7 protein-coding genes are annotated in these 13,643 nt (G+C 42.8%); all 7 read left to right on the top strand.

What is annotated here, in order from left to right; translation table 11 throughout:
• Nucleotides 1-139 precede the first annotated feature (139 nt).
• The 7 genes from R8P61_01260 to R8P61_01290 all read left to right on the top strand — a co-directional run bounded on the left by R8P61_01260 (nt 140) and on the right by R8P61_01290 (nt 13,633).
• Nucleotides 140-706, top strand: coding sequence for a sigma-70 family RNA polymerase sigma factor (locus R8P61_01260; protein MDW3645674.1), 567 nt, complete (start codon nt 140-142; stop codon nt 704-706).
• Nucleotides 703-1,203, top strand: coding sequence for a hypothetical protein (locus R8P61_01265; protein MDW3645675.1), 501 nt, complete (start codon nt 703-705; stop codon nt 1,201-1,203). The genes R8P61_01260 and R8P61_01265 overlap by 4 nt, the downstream gene beginning before the upstream one ends.
• Nucleotides 1,204-1,224: 21 nt before the next feature.
• Nucleotides 1,225-2,211: a FecR domain-containing protein gene (locus tag R8P61_01270; protein ID MDW3645676.1), complete on the top strand. Its 987-nt coding sequence runs from the start codon at nt 1,225-1,227 to the stop codon at nt 2,209-2,211.
• 31 nt (nt 2,212-2,242) lie between these two features.
• Nucleotides 2,243-4,972: a carboxypeptidase-like regulatory domain-containing protein gene (locus tag R8P61_01275; protein MDW3645677.1), complete on the top strand. Its 2,730-nt coding sequence runs from the start codon at nt 2,243-2,245 to the stop codon at nt 4,970-4,972.
• A 338-nt stretch (nt 4,973-5,310) separates the two neighbouring features.
• On the top strand, nt 5,311-8,487 hold the full coding sequence (locus R8P61_01280; protein ID MDW3645678.1) for a TonB-dependent receptor: 3,177 nt from the start codon (nt 5,311-5,313) through the stop codon (nt 8,485-8,487).
• 30 nt (nt 8,488-8,517) lie between these two features.
• On the top strand, nt 8,518-10,206 hold the full coding sequence (locus R8P61_01285; GenBank protein ID MDW3645679.1) for a RagB/SusD family nutrient uptake outer membrane protein: 1,689 nt from the start codon (nt 8,518-8,520) through the stop codon (nt 10,204-10,206).
• 109 nt (nt 10,207-10,315) lie between these two features.
• Nucleotides 10,316-13,633 (top strand): VCBS repeat-containing protein, encoded by a 3,318-nt coding sequence (locus tag R8P61_01290; GenBank protein ID MDW3645680.1) that lies wholly within the window; start codon nt 10,316-10,318, stop codon nt 13,631-13,633.
• Nucleotides 13,634-13,643: the final 10 nt, after the last annotated feature.

Genomic DNA, 13,643 nt, shown 5'->3' on the forward strand with positions numbered 1-13,643 from the left:
TTTTGTTATTTGTTGTCAGTAAAGAATTACACAGAGATAAGGAAGCGGGCATCGAATTTGTACTCACTTTTCTTAAAAAAAAAATCAAATTAATTTTTAAGGCATTGATTTTCAATTAGATAAATTTTGAAAAAAATCAATGAAGGATCAGGAGCTTTGGAGTAAACTGAAGGCAGGAGACAAAAAATCCCTGCGGGAGATCTATGATCTTCACCTGGAGTATCTACTCCAGTATGCCCTTCGTTTTTCTCGAAATGAAGACCTGATCCAGGATTGTATCCATGATCTCTTTGTAGAAATATGGAAGCGTCGGGAAAGCCTGGGCGAGACCAATGCCATCAGGCCTTATTTGATTGTGTCACTAAGGCGAAAGTTGATCCGAGAATTGCAGAAAGGACAGAAGAATGAAGAAATCTCTGAAGTAGGGGATTTTGGAATGGAAGAAGGGGTAGAGTCTCTCCTTATTAAAGGAGAAGAATCTGCTTTGCAGGCAGAAAAACTTAAAAATGCCATGCAACAACTCTCAAGCAGGCAACGCGAAGCTATATTTCTCAAGTTTTATGAAGAGATGGACTATCAGGAAGTCGCAGCAGCCATGGACATCAATTATCAGTCTGTGCGTAATCTGATCTTCAATGGGATCAAAAAACTGCGGGATATCCTTGTGGCAATCCTGGCCCTAACAATTTTTTTTCAAAAACTATGAGTACAAAATCAAAACCCGCAGCTTATATGATAAAAAGATCTATGAATCTTCGCTCATATTTGCTTATCTGCCTGCTGAGTATCCCCTTGTTTTATGCCTGTGAGCCTGATGAGGTCCTGGTGATAGACAGTAGACTGAAGCCCTACTTTGATCGATTTGAAGAGGAAGCAAGTATGAGAGGATTGAGCCTGGATTTTTCAGATTTAGAAGGGAAAATTGAGGACCTGGATGGAGTAGGAGGGCAGTGCGTGAGAAATTCAACTTTACCAGATGAGGTACTGATTGATTTTGTGTTTTGGACCCAGGCGAGTGAGTTGGAAAAAGAATTTATAGTTTTCCATGAACTTGGCCATTGCGTATTGGATCGAAGTCATCTGGACACAAAGAATGCAGATGGGACATGTGTAAGTATTATGCACAGCGGAGTGAGTGGATGTAGATTTATATATGAAGATATTAAGCGAGAAGAATATTTAGAAGAATTGTTTTATCGATAGATCCCAGAATGATCTTTGCCTATGAAAAATGAATACCTATCCTATGATGCGCTCCAGTTGGCAGCTGAAAACTCCTTCATCCAGTGGGTGAAAGAGGAAGCTGGCCCGCATGCGTCTTCCTGGGAGGTCTGGCTGAAAGATCATCCGCAGATGGAGGGCATTGTGAAAGAAGCTAAAGAGGTTGTCGAAGAAAATCTGAAACTCCTTGCACCTATTCCTCATAAAATCGACGCTCAAAACTTGTGGGATCGTATTGATAGCAGTACAGGAACAGAGTTGCAGCTAAAGGAGGCAAAAACGAGACGACTAAGACCTTTATATATAGGGATCGCCATAGCAGCAGCTATTGCTATCATCCTGCTCATCTTCCCAAACCTCCCTTCAGAAACTCAATTGAGGAGTCCCAATGGAGAACATTTAGCCTTTGTCCTGCCTGATTCTTCTGCTATTGAATTAAATGCAGCCAGTTCACTTCGCTTCTCGGAGAAAGGATTTAGCAAAAAGAGAGAAGTATACCTGGATGGAGAAGCATTCTTTGAAGTGGAAAAAGGTGAAAATTTTCTGGTAAAGACAGAACTGGGTACTGTTCGTGTATTGGGGACCAGCTTTAATGTATACGAAAGGGAAGGAAACTTTGAAGTACAGTGTCTAACAGGCAAGGTGGAAGTAAGTAATCAGGATCAATCTGAGAAAGTAATCCTGACGCCCGGAGAAGTTGTGAGCCTTAACCCCCAGGGTAAGTTGGCCAAACAGGAATCTGAGATCCCAACTTTTGCAAGCTGGCGGGACTATAAATTCACCTACGAAAAGACTCCTTTAATTGAGGTACTGGAAGAAATCAAACGTCAGTTCAATGTTGAAATAGATTTCCAGGGAGTAGATTTGAATGAGGAGTATAGTGGGGAATTTGAAGGGAGAGATTTAGAGAATGTTCTGGAAGATGTTTTGTGGCCGCTAAATCTGGCTTTCGATATTAAAGCTAAGAGGGTCATCATAAGCGAAGAATAATACACAGCAGAAGGGATCTTATTAGCAAGCTATGCTTTATTCGCATAAACCTGTAAATGCTCCTTTAGCATCACTTATATATGAAGTGGTGTTGAATGGCTTGTGGTCGAAGCTAAGAAGCCTCGGCCTTGCTTTGCTTTTATTTTCCTCTCTGCCCATTTTTGCGCAAAGTCCCTATCAGATAAATCTTTCCGAAGAAAAATCCCTGCCTGAGATTCTCGGTGGACTTGAGTCCCAATTTGATATGCAATTCGCGTATTCTTATACGGACTTCAAGGAAATCTCCGTACAAGCTGGTGAATACAAAGGGAATACCCGGGAAAGCTTTCTGTTCAAATTGCTGGAGCCTAATGAGATTATTTTTAAGAGATCCGGGAAGCAAAAATTCCTCTTAAGAGTTCATGATAGGCAAAAGCGAGTTTATGAGGATTGGGATATGTATTTGGAAGGCTCTATTTATGATAGGGAAAATCGGAGTCCCCTTTCTCAGGTAGCCATTTATATTGAAAACTCCGGGATTGGTACCCTCAGTGATGATAGCGGGAATTTTCAGTTGAGGATACCCCGTAGATACCAGGATGCTACCCTGAACTTCAGGCTTTTTGCCTATAAACAATTGAAAATAAAAGTGGGGAGTGCTTCTCTACAATCCATTTTTCAACTAAAAGCCGAACCTCTCAGTGTAGATCCCATTAAGATCCAGGCGAATAATGCAGACCATCCGGACCTGGATGCTCTGGCTGGACTTCCGCCCAATTTTGAACGGATTGCCCAGGCCTCCAATCTGGCAGGACCGGATGTGGTTAGGACCCTTCAGCTTTTGCCGGGCATAAATGCGTTTGATGATCTTAATTCAGAACTAAAAATAAGGGGAAGTGGAGGGGATGAAACCCTTATCGTATTGGATGGGATTCCTATTTATCGCTCTGACCACTATTTTGGAATATTCTCATCCATCAGTTCTGATTATCTGGATAAGGTAGAATTGTACAAAAATATTTTGCCTTTAGAATACGGAGGAAAAACAGGAGGAATGATCCTTATGGAAGCCCCGGATAAACTGGAAGAATTTTCTGCTAAAGTTGATCTCAATCTGTTGAGCAGCTCTGGGAACCTGCGAGTTCCTCTGGGAAAAGGAAGTAGCCTGATTCTGAATGGACGTACAACCCTGGGCAATGCAGCTGATACGGATTTTTTTGAATCTGTTGGAAGAGAACTCAATCTGAATGAATTGGCCAATATTGATTTCACTCGTTTGAATGTGGTCATTACTGATCCGGATTTCAGGTTTTACGATGCCAATGCCAAGCTCAATCTGGCTTTGGGAAAGAACTCAGGATTGCGGCTCAATTTTTTTCGAAGTAATGATAAGCTGATTAACTCCTATCAATTGAACTTCAAAAGTCGCAACAATGATTTTGCAGTTCTCAATCAGGAAACCTTTACCGATACTCAAATCTGGAGCAGCACAGGAACTTCCCTGCAATTCTATTCCCTGCTTTCTCCCAATCTCAGGCTGGAAGCAAATGTATTTAGTAGCGATTATCAGGAAAATACTTCCATAAAGACTACCCTCCTTCGCATGGCTCGTTTCAATACGCGTCAATTTGAGCGAATCAATGAAAGAAACAATTCTATCTCAGATTTCGGAGGAGGAGTAAACCTCAAAAGATATTTTGACCAGGACATCCTGGAATTGGGGCTAAACGGAGTACAGCATAGTACAGAAGTGGATTTTGAGCAAAGTGCCCAATCAGTATTGGCGGGAGATGCCAAAAGCTCTGAGGTAAATATTTATGCAAATTATCGCATCAATCGAGGGCCATGGCTTCTGGATTTGGGACATCGGGTAAATTATTATGGTCTGAATGGGGAATTTTATTTTTCTCCCAGATTACAAGCTACTTATAAGCCGCGGGAAGATATAAAGTTGAAGGCAGCATGGGGAATCAGTAATCAATTTGTGCGGGAAGTCCAGCACGAAAATCAATGGGGAAGAGTGGTCAATTATTTTATCGCAGCAGATGAGGTGAATTATCCGGTTGGGAGCTCAGAAAATTATATGCTGGGCTTTACCCATGCTAAAGGGCCCTGGACCCTGGATGTAGAAGGCTTTTACCGCAATCTGGATGGAGTTGTGGAGCATGCCCTGGTAAGTCCAGGTTTAGACAGCCTCAATTCTGCCTTGATCAGCAAAGATTATAGACTGTATGTGGGAGAAGGAGTTTCTAAAGGAATCGATTTCTTTCTGGGCTATGACAGCAAATTCTATACTTCCTGGATATCATATACCCTGAGCAAGACCACCCATCAGTTTGAGGATGTATTTGGTGGAGCGGCATTTGCTTCCCAGGATGATAGGAGACATCAACTCAAATGGGTAAATTCTCTCAAACTGGGGCGATTTACCCTTTCAGGCAATTATATCTATAGTAGTGGAAGGGCTTACCTGGATATCTCATCTCTCAACAGAATTGCCAGTCGCAACGAACTGGACCCCTCTTCCCTCATCAAACGCCTGCCTTTTTACGGACGACTTGATCTCGGCCTGAATTATGGATTTACCTTTGGAAGAAGTAGTGGATCAATAGGTATTTCTGTATTTAATCTGACTAATCGGGAAAATGTTGATTACCTGCAATATGTGTTTGCAGTGCCCGTGAGTCAGAATGGAAATGATTTTCGTTCAGAAGTAATTGGCAATCAATCTGGTCTGCTTGACCGAACCCTTAATCTGAATCTTCGCCTGGATTTACGCTAACATCCGACTCCTTTGCACTATTCGGTGTATAGATTCAGGAAAATAAATCCATATTTAGGAGGCTAGGTTTTTTTTAATGAAAAAAGTCCTATATTTGACTATTCATGGCTTATGGTAACTTAGACCATAATGGTTTTGGACAAGCTTATAAGTTAAGAAATAAGGGGAGAAGAAAAAAATCCAGATGGATTTTCTCTTATACGGAAAAACTAGGACTACTATTATTTGCTCCTATATCTCATACTGAATACTACTGCATATTAAAGTCCTGCGGGTCTACCCGCTGACCTATATTGATTTATTACTATTATTTAACCTAACCTCAAAATTACTGACGTATGAGAAAATCATACCCTTCCATGCTAAGTAGAGCCTTTTTCCTGGGTCTCTGTTTTTGCATGATGTCGATGCAGGTTATCGCTCAGAATGTATCCGGTACAGTTACCGATAGAGACTCTGGCGAGCCGCTTGTCGGGGCGACTGTGGTTGTGAAAGGTACTACTACCGGTGTCCTCACAAATGAACAAGGGAGATACGGCATTGCTGCAAAAGCTGGCGACGTCCTCTTGTTTTCTTTCGCTACCTATGCTACTCAGGAGATTACCGTTGGTGATCAATCTACAGTCAACGTGGCTCTTGTTACAGACCTCTCCCTGGATGAAGTGGTTGTAACAGGATATTCCAGCCAGCGGAAACGGGACATTACCGGTGCCGTATCTGTAGTAGATACCGAAGAATTGAACGAAGTTGCTGCTTCGAGCTTTATCCAGAAATTGGAAGGTAGAGCCGCTGGTTTGACTACTTCTACTTCTGGTGCTCCAGGTGCCGGAACAGTAGTTCGTATTCGTGGTATCGGATCTTTCCAAAACAATGACCCGCTTTACGTAATTGATGGAGTTCCTGTAAAGGACAACTTCAACAACCAGCTTAACCCTAGCGACATTGAGTCTATCCAGGTATTGAAGGATGCATCTGCAGCTTCTATCTATGGTACTCGTGCCAACAATGGGGTAATCATTGTTACCACCAAAAAAGGTAAAGCAGGTAAGACCAAAGTTTCCTATGACAGCTATGTAGGGATTCAAAATCCTGTAGGCCAATACGATCTGATCGTAAATCCTGCGGATTACTCTGAAATCGTATGGCGCTCCTTCGAAAATGCTGGATTGGAGATTCCTTCCGGAGTACCTTATTCTGCAGGTCGTGGAGTTATTCCTACCTACTATTATGACTGGAATGCCAGTGGTTATGGAGGTACAGGATCCGTGGATGAGAGTTCTTATGCTTTCCCCAACCAATTGATCATGGCTTCTAATCAAAGTGGAACCGACTGGTGGGACGAAACCTTTGACCCTGCTTTGATGACTGAGCACACAGTGGGTGTATCTGGAGGAACAGATAACTCAAGTTTCTACATCTCAGCTGGTTACCTCAAGCAGGATGGAACCATGATCTACACTGACTTTGAAAGAGCTTCGCTGCGTGCAAACTCGACCTTCAAAGCAGGTAGATTTACCTTTGGTGAAAACTTTGCCGTATCTCGCGCAAACAGTGTGGGACAGCAGGGAGGAAACCAGAGTGAGCAGAATACCATGACCAACCTTCTGAAGTCTCAATCAATAATTCCGGTTTATGATGTATCTGGTGAAAACTTTGCCGGTGGTAAGTCAAACGGAATGAGTAATGGTATTACGCCTGTTGCAAGACAGTTCCGTAACAAAGACAATAGAGGAGTATTCTACAAAGCTTTGGGTAATGCCTTTGTATCCGTTGATATCATAGATGGACTTACTGCAAGATCCAGCCTGGGTATTGACTTCTTCAACAATTTCAATGGAGGTTTCAGCTTCCCAAGTTGGGAGGAATCAGAGCCAAGTACTGTAAACGGTTGGAGTGAGAACTTCTCTACCGGTTTCAACTGGACCTGGTCCAACACCCTGAGATACGACAATACTTTTAATGATGTACACAATCTACAAGTATTGGCGGGTTATGAGTCCATCAGAAGAACCTTCCGTCAAATAGGTGGTGGATTGAACAACTACTTTACCGATGGTAGAGATGGCTGGTATTTGAATACAGGTCTTGCTGACCCTGAAACTCGTCAGGTAAATAGCTTCGGTGGATTCAGCACCATTGCTTCTATCTTTGCAAAAGCGGACTATTCATTTGATGACAAGTATATCGTTTCTGCAACTGTACGTAGAGATGGTTCTTCAAACTTCGGTACAGAGAAATACGGTACCTTCCCTGCATTCAGTTTGGGATGGCGTCTGAGTAATGAATCCTTCATGCAGGATGTTGCCTGGATTGAGGATTTGAAACTGAGATTTGGATGGGGTAAAACAGGTAAGGATGAAATTCCTTCCGGTAATGCCTTTGACCGTTTCGGTGGTGGACCTGCAAACTCTTTCTATGACATCACAGGTTCTGGTTCTATTGCTACGGGATATGCCCTGGTAAACAGAGGAAACTCAGGTACCAAGTGGGAAGAAAATATCTCTACCAACATTGGTCTTGATGCATCTTTATTTGCTGGAAAAATCAATGTTGTATTGGACTTGTACCAAAGAGATGTACAGGATCTTCTGTTTAACCCTGCTAACCCAGGAACAGCTGGATTCGCATCACCTGCCTTTATCAATGTAGGGGATATGCAAAACAGAGGTATCGACCTTTCGATTACCTATAATGACGCCTATGCAAATGGATTCGCATTTGATGCGACACTTGCATTGGGAGCTTTCGAGAACGAGATTATCTCTATTGATGGCAACTCTGAGTCTTTCTTCTCTAACAATGGTGGTCGTATCGGTAATACCCAGATCAACCAGTTGAACTTCCCAATCGCTTCTTTCTACGGATTTACCGCTGACGGTATTTTCCAAAGCCAGGAAGAAGTAAATGCACATGCACAGCAAGACGGTGCTGCTCCGGGACGTCTGAGATTCAAAGACCTCAATGGCGACAACATAATCAACGATGATGACCTCGGCGTAATTGGCTCACCCTGGGCTGACTTCACCGCTGGTTTGAACCTCGGTATGAGCTACAAAAGCTGGGATGCTTCTATCTTCTTCTTCGCTTCCGTAGGAAACGAAATTATGAACTACAACAAGCTTTTCGAAGTATTCCGTTTCTTTAACACAAACGTAAGAAAAGAAACACTTGAGAGATCATGGCATCCAACGCTTAATCCTACGGGTGATTTCCCAATTTTGGATGAAAATGATACATTTAGTGAAAGACCAAGTAGCTTCTACGTAGAGGACGGTTCTTACCTGAGACTCAGAAACTTCCAGATTGGTTATACTCTTCCAAGAATCACTGGAATTGATAAGCTGAGAATTTACGTTCAGGCTCAAAATGCTTTCACAATTACTAATTATAGTGGAATTGATCCTGCTTTGTCTAACTTTGGTGTAAGGGGTAACCCTGACCAGTCTGCTGGACAAGACTTTGGAAACTATCCGGGTTCTAAAATATTTATGGTAGGGGTAAACCTTGGATTCTAATAAGTGGAATTAAAAACGAATATCATTACTATGAAAAATAGATTATTAAAAATATTTGCAGCTGTATGTGTGCTGGGGATCTTTGCTGCTTGTGCAGATGAATTCCTGGATATTCCCGCACAGGGAGCACTTGATCAGGGGCTACTTCAGAATCAAGAAGGAGTAGAGGCTTCACTGGTCTCAGCTTACTCTATGCTTGATGGATGGGCGAATCAGTGGGGACAAGGTGCTCCATGGCCAACGGCCGGTTCTAACTGGATCTGGGGATCCGTTGCTTCTGATGATGCTTACAAAGGTTCAGAACCTGGTGACCAGGGAGAAACTTCTCAGATTGAACTCTTTCAATGGACGCCGGGTAATCCCTACTTTCAGGCCAAGTTTGTGGCTTTGTATGAGGGTATAGCTCGTGCGAATGCAACTAAAAAACTTCTGGTATCTGCGGCTGATGGAATTAGTGCTGAGGACCAGGCAAGAATTGATGGAGAGATTCGCTTCTTGCGTGCTCACTTCCATTTTGATGGAGTGAAATTGTGGGGAAACATTCCTTACTATGATGAAACGGACGATAACTTCCGTAAGCCTAATGATGCGAGTATCATTCCTCAAATTACAGCTGATCTGGAAGCTGCCGCAGGTTTATTGCCTGCAACTACTTCCGATAAAGGACGTGCTACCAAAGGTGCTGCTCAGGCTTATCTGGGTAAAGTGCATTTGTACCAGCAAAACTGGGCAGAAGCCAAGTCTTTGTTTGATCAGGTGGTAAATAGTGGAAACTATGCCCTGAATCCTTGTTTCAAGGATATGTTTACGACTGCTAATGAGAATGCTTCTGAAATGATCTTCTCTATTCAGGCAACTGTAAATGACGGAACTGGTGGGGGAGATAATGGTAACTTCGCAGATCGTTTGAACTTCCCTCATGGAGGTAGCCCATTTGGTTGCTGTGGATTCCACCAGCCTTCTCAAAACCTCGTAAATGCTCATAAAGTAGATGCCAATGGTTTGCCATTGTTTGATACCTTCAATGATGCTGATGTAGACGTAGCAAGTCCCGTAGATCCACGCCTTGACTGGACCATTGGACGTGATGATGTTCCTTTCCTGACATGGGGTGTTCATGAACCTACATGGATTCGTTCTCGTGCATGGGCCGGACCTTATAGCGCCAAAAAATTCATCTATGAGCCTGGACAGGAAAGTAGTGTAGGTTGGTCTAACCTTCAGCTGAATCCTGTAAACATGCCGATTATCCGTTATGCTGACGTTCTATTGATGCTTGCAGAAGCGGAAGTTGAGCTTGGTAATCTGGAAAGAGCGCGTGAACTGGTTAACATGATTCGTACGCGTGCCGCTAACTGTGCCCAAGGCGCTGATGGTGGTTCTACTACAATCGATGATGCTGGTATTACCTGGGCTACCTATGCTGTAGGTACTTATGATAATGCATGGACCGATCAGGCTGCTGCTCGTACAGCGGTTAGAATGGAAAGAAGAATTGAGTTGGCCCTTGAGGGACACAGATTCTTTGACCTGAGAAGATGGGGAATCGCCCAAGAGGTCATGAATGCCTATATGGACGTTGAGCAAACAAAGAGAACCTATATTACGGCTGCTACTCGTTATGAGGCCAGACATAATTTGTTCCCATTGCCTAGCGTACAAATTGAATTGAGTAAAGTTGACGGAACTGCCCAGCTGATTCAAAATTCAGGTTGGTAGAATTATCCTAACTTAACAAATAAAAAGAAGAGGCAGCTTTTGCCTCTTCTTTTTATTTTTCCAATCCCTTGGTAATTTTATAGAAGGCCCCGGCTGAATAAAAAGATATATGCGCTACTTTTCCTTACTCTTACTCCCCATATTTCTTTGCCTAATTCCAGCTTGTGATTTGGCGACAGATGAATTGGAAGTAAAACAGCGATTCAGCCTGTTCTCCAAACTGGATAGCACGGACACAGGTCTGAATTTTATCAATAAAGTTGAGGATCAGAAAGATTTCAATGTCCTGACCTACCGCAATTTTTACAATGGAGGTGGAGTCGCCATTGGAGATATCAATAATGACGGTTTGCCGGATGTATATTTTACGGCCAATATGGCTCCCAATAGACTCTACCTAAATAAAGGGAACTGGGAGTTTGAAGATATTAGTAGCAAGGCAGGAATAAGGGGAGAGAAAGCCTGGAGTACAGGGGTAAGTATGGTAGATATCAATGCCGATGGTTTTTTGGATATTTATGTCTGTAATTCGGGGGATATACAGGGCGATAATAAGGAAAACGAATTATTCATCAATCAGGGGGATATGACCTTTGTGGAAAAGGCCGCAGACTACGGCCTCAATGACAAAGGTTTTTCTACACATGCCTCCTTCTTTGACTATGACCTCGATGGTGATCTAGATTGTTATATCCTTAACAATAGCTTCAAAGACCCCAACCGCATAGACCTATACAAAAAAGCAAGAGAAGAAACAGACGAAGAAGGGGGAGATAAACTCTTCAGAAATGATGGGGACAGCTTTACCGATGTAACCCTGGAAGCTGGGATTTATAATAGCCAAATAGGATTTGGTCTGGGAGTTTCTGTGAGTGATCTTAATGGTGATATGTTCCCGGATATTTATGTGAGCAATGATTTTTGGGAAAGGGATTACCTCTACATCAATCAGGGAAATGGGAAGTTTTCAGAAGAATTGCCCCAACGCATAAGTCAAACCTCCGTCTCTTCTATGGGAGCCGATATAGCCGACATCAATAATGATGGCTCTCCAGAGGTATTTAGTACGGATATGCTGGCGGGAGATAATTACCGACTAAAAGCCATGACGGTTTTTGATCCTTATCACCTCGAAGACATAAAATACCGCGCCAATTACCATTACCAAATCCTCCAAAACTGCCTTCAACTCAATGATGGCAATGCCAACTTCCAGGAAATTGGTTTTATGGCAGGAATTTCTGCTACGGATTGGAGTTGGGGTGCTTTAATGTTTGACTTCGAAAATGATGGATGGAAAGACATTTTTGTCGCGAATGGAATTTACCATGACATCATGTACATGGATTTTACGGCATTCATTTCCGATCAGGCCAATGTCAAGAAAATTGTTGAAGAATCGGGAAGAGCAGATTTTAGGGATTTTCTCCCATACCTGCCGTCGAATCCTTTATCCAATTTCGCTTTTGTCAATAATCGAAACCTGCAGTTTAGCAGCGAAGCGGATGCACTTGGCCTGGGAGAAGCCTCCTTTAGCAATGGAGCCGCATATGGCGATCTGGATCTCGACGGAGATTTAGACCTGATCGTCAACAATGTGAATATGCCCGCTTTCATCTACCGCAACAATAGCGATAGCCTCAAAAAGAACCATTTCCTCAAAATCAATTTTAAAGGACGGAAAGAAAATCCTTTAGGCATAGGAGCAAAAGTAAAAATCACCCATGCCGGTGAAAAACAGGAACTTCAGCACTACACCGCAAGAGGTTTTGAAAGTTCTGTTGAGCCAGGTCTTTTGTTTGGCTTGGGAAAAAATACCCAAATAGATGAACTGGAAGTGATCTGGCCCGATAGGAAGAAAGAAGTCCTGAAAAATCTTAGGGCTGATCAGACCATTGTTCTACAACACGAAAACGCTACAGAAGATTTTAGACCAGCAAACACAAAAAGTAAAAGCTTATTCACGGAGAATAGTAGTATGACATTCCCCGAAAAAGCCATGCACACAGAAAATATATATAACGACTTCAATCATGAACTCCTGCTTCCCCATATGCTATCGACAGAAGGACCAAGACTCCTCAAAGGAGATGTAAATGGCGATGGAAGGGAAGATGCTGTTTTATTAGGAGCTGCGGGAGATCCCGATAAACTCTATATCCAAAATACCAGCTCAAGTTTTCGTTTCAGTCCCCAGGAAGCCTTTGAAATGGATAAGGGCGTAGAGAGTACAGGAGGGGCTCTGGCAGATATGGATCAGGATGGGGATCTCGACCTTTTATTAGGTGCGGGAGGAAATGAATACACAAAGGGAATTCAAAATTTTCTTCTGCGCTATTATGAAAATGATGGTAAGGGGAACTTTAGCAAACAAAAAGAAAAGACTCCACCAGCGGGAGGAAATACTTCTTGTATAGAAGTTGCAGATTTTGATGCTGATGGAGATATGGATGTGTTTATAGGAGGAAGGCTTGTTCCCGGAAATTATGGGCTCAAACCTCGGAGTTTTCTCTTGAGGAAAGATCCCACTGGTTGGACAGATATTACGACAGAATTTCTGGGAGGACTGGGTATGATCACGGATGCAGTTTGGGTGGATCAGGATCAGGACAATGATTTGGATTTGGTGGTGGTTGGTGAATGGTTGGGCGTGACTTTGCTGAAAAATGAAGGAGGGAAATTGCAACCTCCAGCGATGATCCCCAATAGCCTGGGCTGGTGGAATTGTATCGAAAAAGCAGACCTCGACGGAGATGGTGATGAGGATTTTGTATTGGGGAATTGGGGACTGAATAGCAAGTTTCAGGCAAGCCCGGATCGCCCCCTGAGCATGTTTGTCAAAGACTTTGACCAAAATGGTAAAAGCGAATTTGTCATCAACTGGTTTCCCCCGCTGGATGATAAAGCCTATCCTTTTGCAACAAAAGGAGATATTACCACTCAACTACCGCATCTCAAAAGAAGCAACCTCAAATTTGAAGAATACGCTCATAAAACCTTTTCTGATCTGTTTTCAGAAGAAGAAGTACGTGGCGGCCTGGCTTATAAAGCAGATTATCTACAATCGGCTATTCTTTGGAACGAAGCCAATGGAACACCAAAATTGCAAGCCTTGCCGATAGAAGCTCAGGTTTCTCCCGTTTTTGGAATCGCCATAGCAGATATGGATGGCGATGAACATTTGGACATAGTCCTGGGAGGAAATTTTTATGCCCTGAAGCCAGAAGTGGGCAGGCAGGATGCAAACTTTGGCGTATTTCTAAAAGGAAATAGCAGCAAGGATTTTCAATACCTGAGCCCAGAGGAGAGTGGGATATATTTGAGAGGAGAGGTGAGAGATATGAAGGTATTTAAGGGAAAGGATAATAAACCCTTACTCATGGTAGCCCGCAACAATGATGCGGTCCTTACTTTTAAAAGAAACTAATCAAAGAATT

The organism is Bacteroidia bacterium, assembly GCA_033391075.1.
In the GTDB taxonomy this organism is placed as follows: domain Bacteria; phylum Bacteroidota; class Bacteroidia; order J057; family J057; genus JAWPMV01.

What these genes read in the sequence shown, in the direction of transcription:
- R8P61_01260 (MDW3645674.1), top strand. Translation starts at nt 140, where the DNA reads ATGAAGGATCAGGAGCTTTGGAGTAAACTGAAGGCAGGAGACAAAAAA.
- R8P61_01265 (MDW3645675.1), top strand. Translation starts at nt 703, where the DNA reads ATGAGTACAAAATCAAAACCCGCAGCTTATATGATAAAAAGATCTATG.
- R8P61_01270 (MDW3645676.1), top strand. Translation starts at nt 1,225, where the DNA reads ATGAAAAATGAATACCTATCCTATGATGCGCTCCAGTTGGCAGCTGAA.
- R8P61_01275 (MDW3645677.1), top strand. Translation starts at nt 2,243, where the DNA reads ATGCTTTATTCGCATAAACCTGTAAATGCTCCTTTAGCATCACTTATA.
- R8P61_01280 (MDW3645678.1), top strand. Translation starts at nt 5,311, where the DNA reads ATGAGAAAATCATACCCTTCCATGCTAAGTAGAGCCTTTTTCCTGGGT.
- R8P61_01285 (MDW3645679.1), top strand. Translation starts at nt 8,518, where the DNA reads ATGAAAAATAGATTATTAAAAATATTTGCAGCTGTATGTGTGCTGGGG.
- R8P61_01290 (MDW3645680.1), top strand. Translation starts at nt 10,316, where the DNA reads ATGCGCTACTTTTCCTTACTCTTACTCCCCATATTTCTTTGCCTAATT.